Origin of the sequence: Caballeronia sp. TF1N1, assembly GCF_022878925.1 — a bacterium.
Classification (GTDB): domain Bacteria; phylum Pseudomonadota; class Gammaproteobacteria; order Burkholderiales; family Burkholderiaceae; genus Caballeronia.
The window spans coordinates 142,011-162,207 of the sequence record NZ_CP084629.1 but is presented as its reverse complement, the minus strand read 5'-3'; the positions used below and the strand labels follow the sequence as shown (position 1 = coordinate 162,207).

The window sequence follows — 20,197 nt, the reverse complement described above, 5'->3', positions numbered from 1 at the left end:
TGCGCGTCGTTTCGATGACGCGCGAACCCTCGCTGCACTATATTTCAATTTCTTCAACTCATGGATCGCGACGATGAGCGGTGGCTACCTGATCGGCCTGGACTACGGAACGGATTCGGCAAGAGGCGTGCTGGTGGATATCGAAAGCGGCGAGGTGTGCGCGACGCATGCGCATCGGTATCGGCATGGCACGCTCATAGACGCGCTTCCGGGCGGGTTGCCGCTGAAGGCGGGCTGGGCTTTGCAAAACGCGCCGGATTATCTCGAATGCGCCGAGGTCATTCTCGCGGCGCTCGGGCGTGGGAAGCGTATCGAGGCTATCGGCATCGGGTTCACGGCGAGTTCGCCATTGCCCGCGTCGGCGGACGGCACGCCGCTTTCCACGCGATTCCCCGACGATCCGCACGCTTACGTCAAGCTCTGGAAGCATCAATCGGCGCAGCCCTGGGCCGACGAGATCAGCCGTGAACGCGGCGTGCATCTGACTAAGTCGGGAGGCAAGACTTCCGGCGAATGGTTGCCCGCGAAGGCGGCGCAGCTTGCCGCGGAAGCGCCCACACTTTGGGCGCAGACGGAGCGATTCATCGAGGCGGGCGACTGGCTCGTGTGGCAGCTCACCGGAACGGAGGCGCGAAGCTCCGATATGGCGCGCTACAAGGCCCACTATTCGGATGCGGGTTACCCACCCCTTGGCGTCGATGGACTCGCCACGCGATCGAGCGCGCCGAAGCGTATTGGATCGTCGGCGGGAACGGTGCGGCGCGAGTGGATCGAGCGCACAGGCATGCTCGGCGAACCGGCCGTGGCGGTCGCGGCTATCGATTCGCACGTGATTCTTCCCGCGATCGGCGCGACGCAAGCGGGCACGCTCGTCGGCGCGCTGGGGACATCGGCGGTGTACATGTTGCTCGATGACACCGAGCGTCCCTTGCCCGACGGTATCGAAGGCGTGGCGAAGGATGCGGCGCTTCCCGGTCTATGGTGCTACGAAGCAGGGCAGGCCGGTTTCGGCGATGCGCTCGCGTGGTTCGTCAAAACCGCGCCGCTGGCGGAGGACTTGCCGGCGAACTTCTCGGCGTACAACGCGAGCGCGGCGCGTTTGCGGCCGGGTGAGTCGGGACTGCTCGCGCTCGACTGGTGGAACGGCTGCCGCGTGCCGCTTTCCGACCCGCAGGTGAGCGGCATGCTGCTTGGCTTGCGCACGACCACGACACGCGCGGAGATTTATCGGGCGATGATGGAATCGCTGTGCTTCGGCGCACGCACGATCATCGAGCTGATGCAGAGCGAGGGCGCGCCGGTCACGCGGACCATCCTCGCGAGCGGCTTGAGCGAGAACAATCGCTTCCTGCTTCAGTTGATGGCGGACGTGCTCGGCAAGCCGGTCTCGGTGCCCGACATGCACAACGCAACGGCGGTCGGCGCCGCGATTCATGGCGCCGTCGCGGCGGGCGTGGTGCGGGATTTCACGGACGGTGCGGCTCGCTTCGGCGCGCGGGCGTTCCAGCATTTCGAACCGGACGCCGCGTCGGCGGATGTTTATGAAGCGTTGTTCGAGCAGTATCGGATGCTTGCCTCGCGTGCGGAATTGCGGGAGGCCATGCACGTGGTTTCGCGGCTTGCGTTACCTCGGTGATTCGATTCAATGCGTTCGGGCGCACGCTTTCAAAAGCCAAATAGCCGACGCGGCGACTCCCACTGAATCTGCCGCCGGACCTGCGCGTCCGGGACGATCTTCTCGAAAAGCGCAAGCAGCGGCCCATAATCCATCCGCTCTGGCGCGCGCAAGAACGGCCAATCGGAGCCCCAAATGCAATGCTCCGGTCCGAATGCGCGCAACAACGCGTGAGCGTAGGGCCACACGTCCTCATACGGATAGGCTTCGTGCGCATACTTTTGCCAGCCCGACAATTTGACCGTCGCGCGCCCGGTCTCTGCGAGCCGAAGCACCGCCTGAAAGCCTTTCTGATCGATGCCATCCGCGCTATCGGGCCGGCCGGCATGATCGATCAAGACATTCACCGGTTGCCGCGCGAGCCAGGGCTCGAGCGTCGCCATCTGATCGCCAACCACCTGAACCTGCGCGAACATCTCGAGGTCCGCGAGCGACGCGAAAAGCTCGCCTGCATTCAGCACGAGTTCGACACCTTCCATCGCCGGGTTGAACGCGACGCCGACCACACCCGCATTGCGCAGCGCAGTCAGTTCGCTTCGGCCGATGTCGTTATCCACCACCGCAATGCCGCGAAACCGCGCCGGGTAAGTCTGCAACGCGTCGACGAGACAACGGTTGTCGGTCCGGTAGCCGCTCGTCGGGCCAACCAGCAGCGCATGACGCACGCCGTAGGCATCCATTACGCGAATCAGTTGCGCGGCGGTGCCGAGTTCCTGACCTTCAGGGCGATACGGCGTGTCGTCGCGATACGGAAAGCGCGCAGGATCGAAGATATGGCAATGACAGTCGATCCTGTCTTCATCGAAAAGGCTCATGGGTTGATCCGGTTGGAAGATTGACCCGCTCAGAGCGAGCGCTGAATGGCTTGTCCGAGCAAATCGAGACCGAGGTCGATCTCTTCCTCGCGCACGGTCAGCGGCGGCGCAATGCGGAACACGCCGCCCATGCCCGGCAACTGCACGATATTCATGCTGAGGCCGAGATTCATGCACTCGCGCGTGATCTTCGCGCCGAGGCCGTCATCGGGCTGCTTGGTGCGGCGATCCTTGACAATCTCCACGCCGAGCAGAAGACCGCGTCCGCGAACATCGCCGATACAGTCGAAGCGCTCCATCAGATTTTGCAAGCCGCGCCTGAGTCTTTCGCCCATGATGTTCGCACGCGCGACGAGTCCTTCGCGCTCGACGACGTCCAGCACGCGCAGACCGACGGCGGCGGGGAGCGGGTCGGACACGTGCGTCGTATAGAAGAGATAGCCGAGTTCGTGCGCGCGCTCCTCGATGGCCGCCGACGTGACGATGGCCGCGAGCGGCAGCCCCGCGCCGAGTGTCTTCGACAAGGTGAGAATGTCGGGCGTGACGCCGTCGCGCTGGCACGCGAACATGTTGCCCGTGCGGCCGATGCCCGTTTGCGCTTCGTCGAGAATCAGCAGCATGCCGCGCTCCTCGCACTTGCGCTTGAGCGCTGCCATGTAACCTTCGGGCAATTCGATGATGCCGCCCGAACTCAGGATCGGCTCCGCGATGAACGCGGCGAGATTGCCGCTCGACTGGCGGTCGATGAGCGCGAACGCGTAGTCCAGTTCCGCGAGGTAATCGTAGGCGCCGTTGCGCTCGAACTGCGGCCGGTAAGTGAACGGAGCCGGAATCGCGAACGAGCCGACCGCAGCCGGGCCCACGCCCTTGCGGCCCGCGCTGTAGGTCGCGGCGGCCGCGTGCCCGGTCATGCCGTGCCACGACTGCGCGAAGCCGACGACCTCATAACCGCCGGTGACGAGCTTCGCCATGCGGATGGCTGCTTCGTTCGACTCGGCGCCCGTGCTGAGCAACAGCGCGCGGTCGAGGCCTTCGGGCGTGATGTCGGCGAGGCGCATCGCCAGATCGACGACAGGCCGCGAAAGCATCCCGCTGAAGAGATGGTCGAGCTTGCCGGCGTATTCGCTGATGACCGCGACGATCTCGGGATGGCTGTGGCCGAGCACCGCGCTCATCTGTCCCGAGGTGAAGTCGAGAATGGGACGATCATCCGCGTCGTAGACGAAGCTGCCCTTCGCACGTTCGATGATCATGGGTTCGAACGTGCCGCCGTAGCGGATCAGATGCTGCTTCGCGTTGCGCCAAAACGTTGCGTCGTTATTCCGGGACACCGTGCATCTCCTCGCGAATGGGAAGAACCTGCAGTCTAGACGACGCTTCGCGAATCGCCCACACCTTCCCTTCAGACGATGACAGGCGGATGCGTCACGATCGACTTCATTTGCGGCACCGGCGCGCGCAAGGCGCTCAAGTCGGGCGTCGGGCGCTCGAGCGATTCGTCTCCGGCGAACGCGCTTTCGAGTGCTTCGGCGATATCGAGCACGCGCGCGTCGCCACGCAGCGCGCCGACCAGTTGCAGACCGAAGGGCATGCCCGCGTGATCCATTCCGCAAGGCAACGAGAGCGCGGGATTGGTCATCATCGAGATGACGTATGTGAGTCCGAGCCAGCGATAGTACGTGTCGAGCGGCCGGCCGTTGATCGCTTCCAGATGCCATTGCGACCATGGAAATGGCGTAATGGAAGTGGTCGGCGACACGATCACGTCATACCGTTGCACATGTTCCTGAAAGCGCCGGTACAAACGGGTCTGCGTGACGTGCGCGCCCACGACATCGGCGAGCGTCATCTTCACGCCCATTTCGTAGTTCGCGCGCGTGTTCGGGCCGAGCAGCGACCGATCGCGCTCATAGGCTTCGCGAAACTGCGCGACGAAGTTCTGCGCGCGGATCACGTCGAAGCAGCGGTCGCTGTCACGCATGTCGATATCGACCGGCTCGCACACCGCGACATGCCGCGCGACGGCTGCCATTTTCTTGCGAAAGGTGGCGCGCGTGGCGTCGTCGAGCGCGCAGGTGCCGAAGTCCTCCGTGAAGCCGATGCGCAACGTAGCGGCATCGATTGGACGATGCTTCGTGAAGGTATCGGCATCGACTTCGTGGGAAAGCGGATCGCGCGCATCGAAGCCCGCTTGCGCGGCGAGCAACAGACGCGTGTCGGCGACGGTACGCGCCATTGGTCCACTGACGGTGATGGGCGCCCAGCCCAGGTCCTTGCGATCGCCAGGCACGAGTCCCGGCGATGGCCGAAAGCCCACGACGCCGCAATACGCAGCCGGAATGCGCAACGAGCCGCCGGTGTCCGAGCCCGTGCACAGCGGCAACATGCCGGTGGCAAGCGCAACTGCCGACCCGCCCGACGATCCTCCCGCGTTGAGCAACGGCGCGAAGGGGTTGCCGGTTGCGCCCCACACGACGTTGCGCGTGTTCGCGCCCGCGCCCATTTCCGGCGTATTGGTCTTGGCCGTGACGATGGCGCCTGCCGCGCGAATGCGCGCGACCATGGCGTTGTCGGCCTCGGGCACGTGGTCGCGATACATCGCCGAGCCATATGTCGTGAGCACGCCCGCAGTCTCTTCGAGGTCTTTCACGCCGATGGGCAGACCATGCAGCAAGCCCGGCGCTTCGCCGCGCATGAGCGCGTGTTCCGCGTGCCGTGCCTCGATGCGTGCGCGCTCGAAGCATGTCGCGGCCATCGCATTGACCGAAGGGTTGAGGGCCTCGATACGCGCGATGCTCGCATCGAGCAATTCCACCGGCGAGATTTCGCGAGTGGCGATGAGCCTGCGTGCATCGACAGCGGAAAGAGAAGCGAGCGTGTCATCCATGATCGATCAGGCCGCCGCTTGGGCAAAAGATTGTTCGACGCACGCGGCTATGGCATTGCGCGTGTTTTCGAGGTGCGCGCGTGTCTGCTCGTGCACGGCGCGGCCATCGCGCGCGCGGTAGGCATGCAGCAAGCCCGCGTGCTCGTGATTGTTGCTGTCCATGATATCGCCCTTGACGTACATCGACAGCGACACATAGGGCCGTGCGACGAGCGACAACCCTTCGACCAGATCGAAGAGGCGCGTGCCTGTTTCGCTCGCCATCAGATGCTGATGGAACTCTTCGTTGAGAATGGCCCAGGTCTCGGAAGAGGTCGTCGCGCACATCGTCTGATGCACGGCTTCGGCGGCGGTAAGACTCGTTTCGCTTGCGTTGGCGCAGGCACGTTCGGCGAGCATCGGTTCGAGCACCATGCGCAGTTCGTAGATCTCGGTGACATCGGCGGCAGTGAGTTCACGCGTGACGACACCCTTGTTCGGATCGATAGCGACGAGCCCTTCGGCGCGCAAGTCGCGAAACGCCTCGCGCACAGGCGTCGTGCTGACGTTGAGCCGCTTGGCCACTTCTTCCTGGCGAAGCCGCGTGTTCGGCGGATAAATACCCTGCAAGATTTCCGCGCGCAGCGTGCCGAGAACATATTGCGCGATGGTGCGAAATGGCTGGCTCAACGTCGTCTCCTTGATTTGTGTGTTCAGTCGGGCAGCGCGCGTCGCTCGAACCCGAGCATGCCTTCGACCCATGCAGCGATGCGGAGCAGCTTCAGATCGTCGCCATATCCGCCGACGAGTTGCAAGCCGAGCGGCAAGCCAGCGTCGGTCCAACCGGACGGCACCGTGACGGCGGGCGCACCCATCAAACTCCACGGCGCGCAGAAGCGTGCGTCGCCCGTATCGCCCAGACCTTCGGGCGCCGCGCCGCTCGATGGCAAGGTCACGAGCGCGTCGCAACCTTCGAGCAATTGCTGCGAACGCACGCGCAGTCCGGCTTGCAACAGCAACGCGTCCTGATAGCGTGTGAGCGACATGGCGGCACCCTCGGCAAGCAATGCGCGCATGTGCTCGCTGATCAGTTCGGGCTTGCGCGCGGCCGCGTCGCCAATAGCGCGATACGCTTCGATCGCGAGTATCGTCAGCGTGGCTTCGCGCATCTGTTGCAGGTCCGCGCCGTAGTCCAGTTCGACGATACGCGCGCCGCCTTCGCGCAGACGTTGCAGCGATGCCTCGAAGCTCGCGCGTTGATGCGGCGCGATCAGTTGGTCCCAGAATGGCGTGCGTACGACGCCAAGCCGGGGCGCTCCGTTGCCGCCATCGAAATAGGCGCGCCAGGAGGCTTTATCGGCGATGGTCTCGGGCGCGGCATCGACGAAAAGGGCATGGGCTACCGCGACATCTTCCGCCGAGCGCGCGAAGAAGCCGATGTGATCGAGCGAAGCCGCAAGCGGATGCACGCCTTCGGTCGCGATCTTGCGATACGTGGGCTTGTAGCCGACCACGCCGCAATAAGCAGCCGGACGAATGACCGAGCCGACCGTCTGCGTGCCGATGGCAAGCGGCACGATGCCCGCTGCCACCGCCGCCGCCGAGCCGCTCGACGAACCGCCCGGCGTATGCGCGCGGTTCCACGGATTGACCGTCGCGGCCGGACCGCGCCAGGCGAACTCCGTCGTCGCGGTCTTGCCGAAGACGATGCCGCCGAGCGCGCGAATGGAAGCGACGATGCGCGCGTCATGAACCGGCCGATGGCCGCTGTAAATCGCCGAACCATAGGACGTGGGCATGTCGTGCGTATCGGCGAGATCCTTCACGCCGATTGGCACGCCCGCAAGCGGGGCCGTTACGGCATCGCGCACGCTGTAGACATCCGGACGATGCACGAAGGCGCGCAGCCACGGATCGAGCAAGTCGGCGCGCGTCTGCGCCTCTTGCAAGGTGGCGCGCACCGCCGCTTCGTCGTGGCGATTCGCGAAGAGAGTCGCGAGCAATGAGCGAGGCTGATCGGTCATCGCTTACTTGGCCTTCACCGAAGCAGCCGCGAACGAGTTGTCGACGCCGCTCGCATAGGTAATCGCGCCGGGCTTGATGTTGCCGATGGATTCCTGCAACGCAAGCGCGTTCTTGAACGCCTGTTCCGATATTTCAGGCGTGGGTGCGTAGATGTTCTGATCGATCAGACGCTGTACCGCCGAATCCACGATCTTCGGGTCGAGCGACGGGAACTCCGTGCGCGCCACGGCCTTGGCCGTATCGTGCGATTGCTGAATCAGCGCTTCGGCTTCGCCTATCGACTTCACGAAGGCCTCCACCATCTTCGGCTTGTTCTTGATCGTGGACGTAAGCGTGTCGATGGTCGAGAACGCATAGCCGCCCGGATAAGCCTTCGGAAACGCATACACGATGCGATAGCCTTGCGAGATGCCGGTTTCCGCTTGCGGCATGTACAGCGCGGCCGCTTCCGAACGTCCCGCCGTGACAGGCGCGAGTTCGGTGCCGATCTGCACGGTATTCATCTTCACGTCGGCAAGCTTTTCGTCGTTGATGAGCCGTTGCAGCAGGTACGTGCTCGTAGAAGGCGGCAAGGCCGTGGCGACGCTCTTGCCGTTCAAGTCCTTCAGGTTCCTGACCGGCGAATCCTGCGGCGCGATCACCCACACCGGCACGCCGGCCACGACGTTGGCCACGTTGATGAGCGACGCGCCCTTGAGGTTCGCGAGCATCGCGGTCATCGGGTCTTGCAACGAGAAGTCCGCGTGACCGCCGATCACCGCCGCCACGCCCGCTGCACCGCTACCCGCCGTGATTTTCTGCACGGTGAGGCCGTTCTTCGTGAAGATGCCCTTGTCGATGGCGACATAGAGCGGCAAGTATTGAATCGACTGGAACGCCTGATAGACGACGACCGGTTCGGACGATTGCGCCTGCGCGCCTTGCAATCCAAAGACGGCCATGCAGGCAGCCGCGACACCCGTGAGCAGAACGTTTTTCTTCATTTTCTCTTCCATGAAATGATCTTTGCTTCGGCAAATTGAACGATCCAGCTAAGAACCGATGCCATCAAGGTCAGCACGATGATGCCGAGCCAGACGGTGTTCAGATCGAAGAGCGAGCCCGCGACGAACACGGCGTGCCCGAGCCCCGCCTGCGACGCGATGTACTCGCCGACCACGGCGCCGATCAGCGCGAAGCCGATGTTCACGCGCAGTGTCGAGAAGATCCACGGCAACGCGCTCGGCACGATGAGCTTCATGAAGATCATCGAGCGCCGCGCCTTGAACGAGCGGAAGAGGTTGAGCAAATCGCGATCGACTTCGCGCGCGGCGGCGCATGAAGAGATCATCGCGACGGCGAAAGTGGAGATCGCCGCGAGCCAGATTTTCGACGACGCGTCCGAGCCGAACCAGATGACGATGAGCGGCCCGAGCGCGATCTTCGGAATGCTGTTGAGGATGACCGAGAGGCCTTCGGCGACGCCGGAGATCGCGGGCAGGAACCACAGCAGCAAACCGAGCCCGATCCCAAGCGCACTGCCTATGGCAAGACCCGCGAGCGTCTCGTAGAGCGTGACCCAGGTATCGGATGCGAGCGTGCCTTGCGACAGCCCGAACACGGCGGCGTCGTAGATGCCGGCGGGTGAGCCGAGCAGCTTGCCGTTGATCCAGCCCGAGGCGACGGCGAATTGCCACAACGCCACCAGCAACACGACGATGCCGATCACGGCGCCAGTCGTGCCGAGCTTGCGCGGCGCGCGGCGCGTGGTCTTTCCGGGCGTGACGGTGGTGGACAGCACGGCTTCACTCATGTGCGGCTCCTTGTGGTGTACGTGAGTCGGATTGCACGATGGCGCCGCTGCGCAAGCCGTTCCAGACGCGCGCGTGATAGGCGCGGAACTCGGGGGCTTCGCGCGCGGAGACGGCGGTGCGCGGGCCGTGCGTGCTCAGCGTGATGTCGATTTCGTCCTGCACGCGTGCGGGGCGCCCGCCGAGCAGGATCACGCGGTCGCTCATGGCAATGGCTTCCTCGATGTCGTGCGTGACGAGCACCACGCTCGTGCCGGTTTGCTCGCGCAGCGCGATGATGTCGTCTTCGAGCGCGAGGCGCGTCTCGTAGTCGAGCGCGGAGAAGGGCTCGTCGAGCAATACGAGCGTCGGCTCGACGAGCAGCGTGCGAGTGAGCGCCACGCGTTGACGCATGCCGCCCGACAGCGAATGCGGATATGCGTCGGCGACGCTTGCAAGACCGTAGCGCGCGAGCATGTCGCGAGCGCGAGTCACGTCGTCGGGCCGCACCTTGCGATACAGTTCGACGCCGAGCAGCGCGTTTTGCAGCACGGTGCGCCACGGCATCATCAGGTCTTTTTGCAGCATATAAGCGATGCGTCCGGGCGAGCCGTCGGCGCGCGTGCCTATCGCTATGTGGCCGGATTGCGGCGTCAGCAGGCCCGAAACCAGGTTGAAGAGCGTGCTCTTGCCCGCGCCGCTGCGCCCGACGATGGACACGATCTCGCCTTCGCGCACGGCGAAGTCCAGGCGGTCGAAGATGGTGGTGCTCACGCCGTCGGCGGTCTGGAATGCGTGACTCAACTGGCGCACGTGCAGCCGGTTCGCGTCGGGCGACGCCGCACGCGCGGGTGCTTCGGTGGGGTTCATCTTCAATCCTCGCGAGTCGTCGGTTATTGCGATGCACAACACATAATGCACAATCAAAAATGACGGTAGGGGTTTGTCAAAATTGACGAGCGTGTGAAAAGCAGGCAGACGAACGCGCGGGAATCGGATTGCTTCAGAAGTGTCGGGTTGGTGTCAGATGCTCGTGAAGCTCGCGCGTCAAGGTTTCGATGCGCTCGGCCAACTGGCGCGTAAGCTCGGTGAGTTCGGTGTTGCGTCGAAGGAGTTCGGCCATCTGCGACGTCTCGCGCGCAAGCTCGGTTTCACGTTGCTGGCACGCGAGCGCGATATCTTCGCGATGATGCGCGTCGGCTTCAGCGAGCGCCTTGTCGCGATCGGCCTGACGCGTTTGCGCAAGCAAGATGAGCGGCGCGGCATAAGCGGCCTGCAAGCTGAACGCGAGGTTCAGGAGAATGAACGGATACGGATCGAAGCGCGATATGCCGAGCATGTTCGCCACGATCCAGCCGCCCACGATCAGCGTCTGCGCGATGAGAAACGTGGGCGTGCCGAAGAAGCGCGCGAAGGCTTCGGCCTTCAATGCGAACCAGTCGTTGCCGAACACGCTCGACAGATGCGCGTGGGGTGCGTGAAAGCGCAGAGGATGCCTTGCTTCCTCGGGCGCGGGTTCGGTTGCGTGAGCCATGTTTCCTTGCCGATGGGTTGGTGCAGGCGTTTGCCGTATCAACTGCCGTTATCCGACCAGCCGATGCTGACGATGGGGAAAATATCCGTCGGCGTACGGACGATCGCGACCGAGCCGAGAATGATAAGCAGCACGGCGAGCACGATGTAAGTGTGCGGTCTTTTCAAGGCGAGTCGGACGATCCGCATGACGGTTTCCAATGGTTTCGAGTGACGCACTGGCGCGCCGGCGTGCGGTTGGGTTGAACGAAGCTTAGGGCTTTTGAAGGCGGCAATTTCCGTAAGGCGCACGGTCGTTGCCGATTCGCACGGTGGGCGCGCGTTGGAGGTTCTTTATGAGCGGCGGTCGGCTGCTTTCTACGCGCTCGTGTTTAATCGGCCCCGATGCGCGGGGGAAACCGTCGAGATTCGTCCAACTCAAAACATAGGCCCTTGCCGTCCTTCGAGTCTTCCTGAACCTCATGCATGCGCGGCATACATGCTATGCCGCCGCGCCCTCTGTTCATCCATGCCCGCCAACTCCATTCTCTCGCCTCGGCTTGTCGCGAAGCTAGCTTCGCGTCGAGCACCATCCACGTCATTCGGAGAATCATCATGGGTAAGCTTCAAGGCAAGATTGCGGTCATCACGGGCGGAAGTAGCGGGATTGGACTCGCAACCGCAAAGCGGTTCGTCGCGGAAGGCGCGTATGTCTTCATTACGGGGCGTCGTCAAACTGAACTCGACAAGGCGAAGACTGTCATCGGCTCGAACGTAACGGCTGTTCAGGGCGACATCTCGAGTCTTGAAGATCTCGACCGCCTCTACGAGACGGTGCGACGCGCGAAAGGCGGCCTGGACATCGTCGTCGCGAGTGCGGGGTTTGTCGAGGTGTTGCCAACAGAGTCCGTGACACCCGAACACTTCGACAAGACCTTCGGCATCAACGCACGGGGCACGTTCTTCACGGTGCAAAAGGCGCTGCCGCTGCTGCGCGATAACGGCTCCATCGTCATCGTTTCTTCCGGGATGCACATCAAGGGATTCCCGGACTTCGGCGTATATGCCGCAACGAAGGCGGCGATCCGCTCGTTCACGCGGACTTGGGCATCGGAATTCAAAGGCCGCGGCATTCGCGTCAACACGCTGAGTCCGGGAATGATCGAAACGCCGATCGTAGACGGCCTGTTCAGTTCGAAGGAAGAGGCGGACGGCGCACGAGCAATGTTCAAGCAGATCACGCCACTGGGCCGAATCGGCCGCGCTGACGAGATCGCCGCGGCGGCGCTGTTCCTCGCCTCGGACGAAAGCAGCTACAGCACAGGCATCGATCTGATCGCGGACGGAGGAATCACCCAGCTATAAACTGCATGCCATAAGCCGTGCTGATGCCTTGCGTTTCTCGTTCGTCCCGCCGCGTTTATATCGTAGGAGGAAAGTTCCAGTGGATCGAATCGATGTCATGCGGCTCTTCATCCGTGTTGCCGACACCGGCAACTTCTCGAAGGCGGCGCGTGCGGCCGGGATCAGTCAGCCAACGGCAAGCAAGACGATTGCGGGTCTCGAAGCACGGCTCGGCGCGCAACTGTTGCGCCGAAGCTCGCGAGGCCTGGGCCTGACAGAGGCGGGCCAAAGCTTCTACGAAGGTGCGGTTGCGATCGTCGAGAGCGTGGACGATGTCGAGGCTCGCGTCGGCAGTGGCGAAGCGTCGCCGTCCGGCATGGTGCGGGTTGCCCTGTCTCCAGCCTTTGGGCGTATGTGCATTGTTCCGCACCTGCCGCGCTTTTGCGCTCAGTTCCCGGACGTCCGCGTCGAGTTCACGGTTGCGCAGCGCTACATCAATCTGATTGAAGAAGGCATCGACGTCGCCATACGAATTGGTCCGCTGAGCGACTCGACTCAAATTGCGCGTCGAATTGGCAGCACCGAGTACCTTACTGTCGCTTCGCCGGCTTATACCGAACGCATGGGCGTGCCAAAGACGGTAGATGATCTCGTCAACCACGAATGCATTGCTCTGATGTCTCGCGACTCTCCGCGAGTCTGGCCGTTTGCCGGCCCCGACGGCGCGATGGAACACGTGCCGCAAGGTCCAGTAAGAAGCAACGACGCCGAATATGTTCGAGCGGCGGTAATTGCGGGCTTGGGCATTGGGCATAACGCGGGCTGGCTTTATTCGCGGGACGTCGAGGAGGGCAGGCTCGTACCGCTTCTCAAGGCATTTCGGCCCGCGCCTTTTCCGATCAACGCAGTGTGGCCCGGAAGCAGGCAGTTGCCTGGCAGGACCCGCGTTTTCATCGAATTTTTAGCGGACCTGTTCGCCGCCGATCCCCGGTTGAAGGTTCGATAACTCTCGTGTGGATAGCGCAAGCGACGCTATTCGGAGACTGAATACGTTCTATGCCAACACGCCCTCTACCGAAAGCGTCCGCGCGAGACTATCTTTGATTTCAAGCCGCCGGCAAAGAATATACGGCGACAGGCAGAAGTCGGAGTCGAGGCGTCATTCGCCGAACTCCTCCCCTTCAGGCACTTTTCGATGACTTGCTCCGGCAACGCATCATGTCTTAGTGATAAGTGCTCTTTCGAATAGCCTTCCCAGGAGTAGAAAATGGTCGATGAAAATGGTCCTCATTATTTCGTGGCGTTTCAAACGCCGGGTCCGAAGTGGATTCAAAGCGTGAAGTACAACGAGCAACCGGACTTCATGAAACACGTGGCTTATATGGCCGAGATGCAGGACAAAGGGCTGACCGTGATGAGCGGTCCGTTCATGGAGAAAGCCGGCGGTCTCTCCGGTGTTCTGGCGGACGGCGGCATGACGATTTTCAAGGCTGCTGATCTTGCGGATGCCCGAAAAATAGCAACCGATGATCCGACAGTACAGTCGGGCATGCTTAACGTCGATGTAAAAATGCTCTGGGTTCCGTTCCACGATTAGCCAACGCATTTAGCGATGCTGCCGGGCGAGCGTTGAATTCGCGTGCGCTTGGTGAGCAGTAACACGGTATGAGGCTGTGAATGACTGATTCGCAGCCTTTGCGAGAAGCCGGCATTTTCGTGCAGCGAACGGCCGTCAAGCAACATGCAGCCAGCTTGCCGCCACCACTCGCGGCAAGCCGGTTAATGCTGGAGACTGCTTCTCCCCGATCAAGCGACGAATGGATCAGGCAGGAACGCCATGCCGTGCCGTCAAACGATCGAGATACGTGGCAATCGTATCTGCTTCACTAGCCGAGCAGGCGAGATATCCATCGGGCCGCACGAGCGAGATCGTGTCGGCTTGCAATGGTGGTCGGACGTTGTCGTCGAGCAGGCCCGGATAGGCGTTGATCAACTGCTTCACTGCCGCAGTCGGCGCCGCGAACAGCGCGAACACCGGCCGCACGCCTGATCCTGCTGGTGCGTGGTCGGACGTCGGCGCAACGCGTTCGCCAGGCTTCATCCCATGCACGGATGGGCCGTTGAGCGGGCTATGCGGATAGTGGACCGTCACTTCCGACATGGTTTGAGCAACGCCACGGGTGAAATGCGAGAAGCCCAAGGCAAAGTGCCCGGCAAGGTTACGCAAACGCTGTGCAATCGGGTTGCGAAGCGTGGCGACCGATGTCAGTCGTTCCGCGGCTTTCAGTACCTCGTCGCCAACCGCGCTGCGCTCCGGGCTGTAGGTGTCGAGGAGCGACTCATCCGCTTCGTTGCGCAGCACGAGTGCAAGTTTCCAGGCAAGGTTGATCGCATCCTGCATGCCGGTGTTCATGCCTTGACCGCCAGCGGGACTGTGAATATGCGCTGCGTCCCCCGCAAGGAACGTGTGGCCGTGTCGATAGCCCGTCACCTTGCGACCGTTGATGCGAAAGCCGGACAACCATACGGGATCGTGGAGTTTGGTACCGGCCGGGCCGCGCCGGTCTACGAGCTGCTGCACCTGTGCGAGCGTTGGCGTCGGTGAAACCTTATCCGCCGTCGCCGGCAAGTCGCCGATGACGCGGTAACGGCCAGCCTGGATGGGAAAAATCAGCAAGACGCCATCCTTATGCCAGTGGACAGAAGCGTCCGTGTCAGGGCGCGGATACCCCGTCATGTGAACGTCAGCAAGGAACCAATCGCTCAGCAGCGTTTCGCCCTCGAAAGGCACGTTCAAGGCGTGTCTTACGATGCTGTGCGCGCCATCGCAACCAAGCAGCCAGTCGACACGCACGGCCTCTTCGCGGCCGTCCGGATGGCGCAACACCGCATCCGCGCCAGAGGCATCGGGCGTGATCATCGTTACTTCGACACCGCGCTCGATAGATACGCCTTGGCTCGCCAGACGCTCCTCCAGCAATCGCTCGGTCTCGGATTGCGGCAGTGCCAGCGCGTAGTTGTGCGTGCTGGGGATCATGTCCATTGCAACCCGGCCAACCACCTCGTCCTGCGCCATGAAGACGACGCCGTCGATCTTGAAGCCAGCGTTCACGAATGGCGCGGCGCCGCCGTCGCCCCGGTCGAGCAATTCGAGCGTTCTGCTCCAAAGCACCATGGCTTTGGATTTATCGGTACGGTGCGGCGCCTTGTCTACGATGCGCGCGTGGACACCGTAGCGGGCGAGTTCGGAGGCGAGCGTCATGCCGACTGGACCGGCGCCAACGATCAGAACGGAAGCAGTCATATACGTCCTCTCAAAGCAAAGAATTGAGCGATTCAGTCGGAGTCTTCAGGATAGGCGCCGTGGCGCGAGTACGAGCATGATGTCCATGTCCGCGCCTTCTCGATCGTCCGCTATCGGTCGGGGAGCACGGCAGGCTCCGCGCGCTTAGACCAAGAGTGCGGTGACGAAAGAGCAGTCATTGCAACGCTTACGGCAGCCTCGAGAAAACCTGAAGATGAACGAAACTTCGACTTATATGGAAAACGTTTTTTCCGGTCTTTGTCTGCGGTAAGGGTCACGGCATTGCGGAGCAATAGCGCCGCGCAGCAGTTCAACTCATGGCGCCAGATAAAAATCCAGGGGAATAAGCTCCACGGCCCATCCGCCTTCTTCGCCCAATGTCGCGGCCGGATGCATGGACGCGATGCGCACCGCCTCGTCAGGGCTATCTGCCTCGATGATGAACATGCCGCCCACCACTTCCTTCGCTTCGGTGTAAGGCCCGTCGGTAACGCGTGTCGTGCCACCAAGTGGGCGAAGCGTCTTCCAGTTTTCCAGATCGCCGAGCGAGGCGGAAACCACGACCTTGCCGGTGGCACGCATCTTCTCGTCCAATGCCGGGCATTGACTCACTAGCGCCTTGATTTCGTCTGGTGTCATTGCGGCGAACTTTTCGGGGGTGAAGTAGGCGAGGCCGAGGTATTTCATGGCAAATCCTTTTGATGAGGTTCACTGACGACGAATTAGTGGAGCGGAAATCGACAACGGCGGTGTGCCAATTGCGCTCAATCAAACCCGCTTCACCGATGAGCAAGTTCAGATGCGGTCAACAAAGCCAAGGTTCGCATCGATCGAATGACGGGGCAACCGGCCCTGGCCAGCGGGCCGATACGAATTCGGGACCCAAATTCCAAGCCGCTCTAAATCATTTGGCCGGAAGATGTGCCGCTACGGTAAGCTCAAACGACTATCACGCCCCGCGCAAATACTCCCCCAAAAATTCCACGAACGTCCTGAGCTTGACCGAAAGCTGATTGCGTTCGAGATAAATGGCGTGAATGTTCGCGTCCGGCAAAGCCCATTCATCGAGCAAGGAAACGAGCTCACCGCGCGCGAGATGTTCGTCTATCTCCCATTGCGAGCGCGTCGCGATGCCGCGACCGTCCAGCGCCCACTGCAACACCGCGCTGCCGTCGTTGCTCGATAACGAGCCATCGACCTTGACCGTCTCCGTGCGCTTGCCGCGCGAGAAATGCCACGTGCCGTAAGCCGACTCGTTTTCGCGCAACACGATGCACGCGTGACGCGCGAGATCATGCGGCGCCGATGGTCGGCCATGGCGCGCGACGTAAGCCGGCGATGCACACAAGATGCGCCGATTCGCCAGCAGCAGACGCGCGTTGATGCGCGCGTCCGGCACTTCGCCGAAGCGGATGCCGACATCGAAACCTTCTTCCTGAAGACTCACCGGACGGTCCGTCAGATGCAGGACGATCTTCATCGCCGGATAGCGCGCAATGAACTCCGACACCGCAGGCGCTATGCGCGCCCGCCCGAATCCGAACGACGCGTTCACACGCAGGAGACCAGTCGGTTCGCCGCGACTTTGCGTGACGAGCTGTTCGAGTTCCGAGAGCTCATCGAGAATGCGCGAGCCGTTCGACAGGTACAACTCGCCCTCGGGCGTGAGGCTCAGACGCCGCGTCGTGCGATTCATCAGGCGCACGCCCAGACGCCGCTCCAGTTGCGCGAGCCGCTTGCTCACGGCTGGCGGCGTCACACCCAACTCGCGCGCCGCCGCAGCCAGATTGCGATGCCGCGCCACAAGCGCAAACAGGTTGAGGTCAGAAAAGCCATCCATCTCGCATCGCTCCAAAATCTGCCTGATTCGTTCCTGCCGGTTACGACCGAAATGCTTTCGCGGAAACCCAATCTCTTAAGGCATCAATTAGACTCGAATCAACGTTGGGAGACAACCATGTTCGAAGGCTTCGATGAGCTATCGATTTCCGTCGATGGCATCAGGATTCACGCGATCAAGGGCGGCCAAGGCCCCGCGTTGCTGCTACTGCACGGGCATCCGCAGACGCACGCGATTTGGCACGAAGTGGCGCCGGCACTCGCCGAGCATTTCACGGTTATCGCCGCCGACTTGCGCGGCTATGGCGACAGCGACAAACCCGCAGGCGCGCCCGATCACTCGAATTATTCGAAGCGCCGCATGGCGCTCGATCAGGTCGGGCTGATGCGCGCATTGGGCCATGCGTCGTTCGCGGTCATCGGACATGACCGTGGCGGGCGTGTCGCGGCTCGCATGGCGCTGGATCATCCGGCTGTCGTGACGCGTCTGGTCACGCTCGACGTGGCGCCGACGCTCGCCATGTACGAGCAGACCTCGTTCGATTTCGCGCGTGCCTACTGGCACTGGTTCATGCTCGTGCGGCCCGCGCCATTTCCGGAAACGCTCATTCGCGCGGACCCGGACCTGTATCTCAGGCAGACCATCGGCGCGCGCAGCGCGGGTCTCGCGCCGTTCACGGCAGAGGCTTACGCCGAGTATCTGCGCTGCTTGTCCGATCCCGCCACGGCGCATGGCATTTGCGAGGACTATCGCGCGAGCGTGAGCATCGACCTCGAACATGATCGCGCGACGCTGGCTTCGAACGAGCGAATTGAATGCCCATTCATGGCGCTGTGGGGTGAGGAGGGTGTCATCGAACAATGCTTCGATCCGCTGCGCGAATGGCGTGCTTACGCGCCGGAAGTCGAGGGCGAGGCGCTGTCTTGCGGCCACTACATTCCCGAGGAAGCGCCGGCGATCTTGCTCGAGCACGTCCTGCCCTTTCTGACCAACTAACGCCATGTCGAACCGAACCCTGTACCAGAAGCTCGTCGATTCTCACCTCGTCTCGCGTATCGACGAACAGAACGTGCTGCTCTATGTCGATCTGCATCTGATGAACGAGTACACCAGTCCGCAAGCGTTCAGCGCGCTCGATGCGCGTGGCCGCGCGGTGCGACGCCCGCATCAGCAGCTTGCGGTCGTGAGCCACATCATTCCGACGCACGCCGAGTCGCCGCGCGTGATTCGCGATGAAGCGTCGTATTTGCAGGCGCAAAATCTCGCGCGCAATTGCGAGCGCGCGGGCATCCGGCTTCTCGCGGCCAATGATCCCTTGCAGGGTATCGAACACATCGTGGCGCCGGAACTCGGGCTCATTCGTCCGGGCATGGTCGTATTGTGCGGTGACAGTCACACCACGACATACGGCGCGCTTGGCGCGTTGGGCTTTGGAATTGGCACATCGGAAGTGGAGCATGTGCTCGCCACGCAGACGCTCGTCTATCGGCTGGCGAAAACCATGCGCATCGATATCGATGGCGCGCTGCCTTACGGCACGTCGTCCAAGGACGTGGTGATCTGGATCATCAGCCAGATCGGCGCACAAGGCGCGCGTGGCTATGCTGTCGAGTTCGGTGGATCGACCATTGCGTCGCTGTCGGCCGAGGCGCGCATGACCTTGTGCAACATGACCGTCGAGGCGGGCGCGCGCGCCGCGCTCATCGCGCCGGATCGGACCACGTTCGACTATGTGCGCGCCCATGCAAAATCACTCGATGAGGCCGCCTGGCAAGCCGCACTCGCGGACTGGCGCGAACTCTACTCCGACGCAGATGCGACCTTCGATGCCGAATATCGCTTCGACGCGCATGCCATCGCACCTTTTGTCACATGGGGCACGAGTCCGGATCAGGCCGTCGCGATAGACGAGCCCATTCCCGACGAAGCCGCGCAGGCCACCCCCGAAGCGGCGGCATCGTTGCGACGTGCGCTCGATTACATGGGGCTCACGGCGAGCCGTTCGTTGGCGGGAACGCGGATCGACCGTGTGTTTATCGGCTCGTGCACGAATGGGCGTATCGAAGACCTGCGCGTGGTGGCGAACATCGTGCGCGGCAAGCGCGTGGCGCCCGGCGTGCGCGCGATGATCGTGCCGGGTTCGGGCAGCGTGCGACGCGCGGCGGAGCGTGAAGGTCTGGCGAAGACGCTGATCGATGCGGGTTTCGAATGGCGCGAGCCTGGCTGCTCGATGTGCCTTGCCATGAACGACGATGTGCTGGACGCGGGCGAGCGTTGCGCATCGACCACCAACCGCAACTTCGAAGGTCGACAGGGACGTGGCGGCCGCACGCATCTGATGAGCCCGGCAATGGCGGCCGCGGCCGCGATGACCGGCTGTATCACCGACGTTCGAACGCTCATGGGAGAGGCATCATGACGCGACTGACGAAGATTGCAGGCAGCGCGGCGCCGTTGTCCATCGACAACCTGGATACCGACCAGATCATGCCGAAGCAGTTTCTGCGCATTATCGACAAGGCGGGTCTAGCGGATGGTTTGCTGTACGACTTGCGTTTCGATGAAAACGGCGCGCCGCGTGGGGATTGCGTGCTCAATCGGGCGGAGTTTGCAAAGGCGCGCATTCTGATTGGCGGCGCGAATTTCGGATGTGGTTCCAGCCGGGAGCATGCGGTGTGGGGTTTGCAGCAATATGGTTTTGCTGCGGTGATTGCGCCGAGTTTCGCGGAGATTTTCTATTCGAACGCGATGAATAACCGCTTGCTGCTCGTGCAACTGGAACGCGATGTCGTCGATATGCTTGCGCGTGAAGTGACCGAGACGCCGGGTGCTGTTATTTCCATCGATCTGGAAGGGCAGACGGTGGTGTCGGCATCGGGTAAGCGATATGCGTATTCCATCGGCGCGCGTCATAAACGCATGGTGATGGAGGGAATGGATACGGTCGATTTGACGCTTCAGTCGCTGGCGCAGATCGAAGCGTTCGAGACGGCGCACTTTGAACGACGGGGATGGGCGCGGGTGATGTGAATTCATGAAGCGCGCTT

The 20,197-nt window shown here is 62.3% G+C and carries 20 protein-coding genes; 7 read left to right on the top strand and 13 right to left on the bottom strand.

The window, feature by feature from the left end:
• Positions 1-73 precede the first annotated feature (73 nt).
• Positions 74-1,636 carry an FGGY-family carbohydrate kinase gene (locus tag LDZ28_RS26900; protein ID WP_244831678.1) on the top strand — a complete coding sequence of 521 codons (1,563 nt, stop codon included), beginning with the start codon at positions 74-76 and terminating at the stop codon, positions 1,634-1,636.
• Positions 1,637-1,665: 29 nt separating this feature from the next.
• Here the strand turns inward: LDZ28_RS26900 and LDZ28_RS26895 are convergent, their stop codons facing one another.
• From LDZ28_RS26895 to LDZ28_RS26850, 10 genes are all read right to left on the bottom strand, one after another.
• Positions 1,666-2,490 (bottom strand): amidohydrolase, encoded by an 825-nt coding sequence (locus LDZ28_RS26895; protein ID WP_244831676.1) that lies wholly within the window; start codon positions 2,488-2,490, stop codon positions 1,666-1,668.
• 29 nt (positions 2,491-2,519) lie between these two features.
• Positions 2,520-3,821, bottom strand: coding sequence for an aspartate aminotransferase family protein (locus LDZ28_RS26890; RefSeq protein ID WP_244831675.1), 1,302 nt, complete (start codon positions 3,819-3,821; stop codon positions 2,520-2,522).
• A 71-nt stretch (positions 3,822-3,892) separates the two neighbouring features.
• Entirely contained in the window at positions 3,893-5,377 is a 1,485-nt protein-coding gene (locus LDZ28_RS26885) for an amidase (protein WP_244831673.1), read from the bottom strand.
• A gap of 6 nt (positions 5,378-5,383) precedes the next feature.
• Positions 5,384-6,046 carry a GntR family transcriptional regulator gene (locus LDZ28_RS26880; RefSeq protein WP_244831671.1) on the bottom strand — a complete coding sequence of 221 codons (663 nt, stop codon included), beginning with the start codon at positions 6,044-6,046 and terminating at the stop codon, positions 5,384-5,386.
• Positions 6,047-6,069: 23 nt separating this feature from the next.
• Positions 6,070-7,380: an amidase gene (locus LDZ28_RS26875; RefSeq protein WP_244831669.1), complete on the bottom strand. Its 1,311-nt coding sequence runs from the start codon at positions 7,378-7,380 to the stop codon at positions 6,070-6,072.
• A gap of 3 nt (positions 7,381-7,383) precedes the next feature.
• Positions 7,384-8,364, bottom strand: a complete 981-nt coding sequence (locus LDZ28_RS26870; RefSeq protein ID WP_244831667.1) for an ABC transporter substrate-binding protein — start codon at positions 8,362-8,364, stop codon at positions 7,384-7,386.
• Positions 8,361-9,173, bottom strand: coding sequence for an ABC transporter permease (locus tag LDZ28_RS26865; protein WP_244831665.1), 813 nt, complete (start codon positions 9,171-9,173; stop codon positions 8,361-8,363). The genes LDZ28_RS26870 and LDZ28_RS26865 overlap by 4 nt, the downstream gene beginning before the upstream one ends.
• A complete protein-coding gene (locus tag LDZ28_RS26860) occupies positions 9,166-10,020 on the bottom strand; it encodes an ABC transporter ATP-binding protein (RefSeq protein ID WP_244831664.1) in 855 nt (284 codons plus the stop codon). The genes LDZ28_RS26865 and LDZ28_RS26860 overlap by 8 nt, the downstream gene beginning before the upstream one ends.
• A gap of 133 nt (positions 10,021-10,153) precedes the next feature.
• Complete coding sequence (locus tag LDZ28_RS26855) at positions 10,154-10,684, bottom strand: DUF1003 domain-containing protein (protein ID WP_244831662.1); 531 nt, start codon at positions 10,682-10,684, stop codon at positions 10,154-10,156.
• A gap of 38 nt (positions 10,685-10,722) precedes the next feature.
• The gene (locus LDZ28_RS26850; RefSeq protein ID WP_244831660.1) at positions 10,723-10,974 is read right to left on the bottom strand and encodes an efflux RND transporter permease subunit; all 252 of its coding nucleotides are present in this window, start codon (positions 10,972-10,974) and stop codon (positions 10,723-10,725) included.
• Between the two features lie 303 nt (positions 10,975-11,277).
• Here LDZ28_RS26850 and LDZ28_RS26845 point away from each other — a divergent pair, with 303 nt between their 5' ends.
• From LDZ28_RS26845 to LDZ28_RS26835, 3 genes are all read left to right on the top strand, one after another.
• On the top strand, positions 11,278-12,027 hold the full coding sequence (locus tag LDZ28_RS26845) for an SDR family NAD(P)-dependent oxidoreductase (RefSeq protein ID WP_244831659.1): 750 nt from the start codon (positions 11,278-11,280) through the stop codon (positions 12,025-12,027).
• Between the two features lie 79 nt (positions 12,028-12,106).
• A complete protein-coding gene (locus tag LDZ28_RS26840) occupies positions 12,107-13,012 on the top strand; it encodes a LysR family transcriptional regulator (RefSeq protein WP_244831657.1) in 906 nt (301 codons plus the stop codon).
• Between the two features lie 261 nt (positions 13,013-13,273).
• Positions 13,274-13,603 (top strand): YciI family protein, encoded by a 330-nt coding sequence (locus LDZ28_RS26835; protein ID WP_244831655.1) that lies wholly within the window; start codon positions 13,274-13,276, stop codon positions 13,601-13,603.
• 225 nt (positions 13,604-13,828) lie between these two features.
• Here LDZ28_RS26835 and LDZ28_RS26830 read toward each other — a convergent pair whose 3' ends face one another.
• From LDZ28_RS26830 to LDZ28_RS26820, 3 genes are all read right to left on the bottom strand, one after another.
• Positions 13,829-15,310 carry an FAD-dependent monooxygenase gene (locus LDZ28_RS26830; protein WP_244831653.1) on the bottom strand — a complete coding sequence of 494 codons (1,482 nt, stop codon included), beginning with the start codon at positions 15,308-15,310 and terminating at the stop codon, positions 13,829-13,831.
• 315 nt (positions 15,311-15,625) lie between these two features.
• Positions 15,626-15,997: a YciI family protein gene (locus tag LDZ28_RS26825; RefSeq protein WP_244831651.1), complete on the bottom strand. Its 372-nt coding sequence runs from the start codon at positions 15,995-15,997 to the stop codon at positions 15,626-15,628.
• 262 nt (positions 15,998-16,259) lie between these two features.
• Positions 16,260-17,150 carry a LysR family transcriptional regulator gene (locus LDZ28_RS26820; RefSeq protein ID WP_244831649.1) on the bottom strand — a complete coding sequence of 297 codons (891 nt, stop codon included), beginning with the start codon at positions 17,148-17,150 and terminating at the stop codon, positions 16,260-16,262.
• Positions 17,151-17,267: 117 nt separating this feature from the next.
• Between LDZ28_RS26820 and LDZ28_RS26815 the strand changes: the two genes are divergently transcribed.
• Genes LDZ28_RS26815 through leuD form a run of 3 tightly spaced genes read left to right on the top strand, consistent with a single transcriptional unit; the run spans position 17,268 to position 20,180 of the window.
• Positions 17,268-18,146: an alpha/beta fold hydrolase gene (locus LDZ28_RS26815; RefSeq protein WP_244831647.1), complete on the top strand. Its 879-nt coding sequence runs from the start codon at positions 17,268-17,270 to the stop codon at positions 18,144-18,146.
• A 4-nt stretch (positions 18,147-18,150) separates the two neighbouring features.
• Positions 18,151-19,569 carry a 3-isopropylmalate dehydratase large subunit gene (leuC, locus tag LDZ28_RS26810; protein ID WP_244831645.1) on the top strand — a complete coding sequence of 473 codons (1,419 nt, stop codon included), beginning with the start codon at positions 18,151-18,153 and terminating at the stop codon, positions 19,567-19,569.
• Positions 19,566-20,180, top strand: coding sequence for a 3-isopropylmalate dehydratase small subunit (gene leuD / locus LDZ28_RS26805; protein ID WP_244831643.1), 615 nt, complete (start codon positions 19,566-19,568; stop codon positions 20,178-20,180). Before leuC ends, leuD begins: the two co-directional genes overlap by 4 nt.
• Positions 20,181-20,197: the final 17 nt, after the last annotated feature.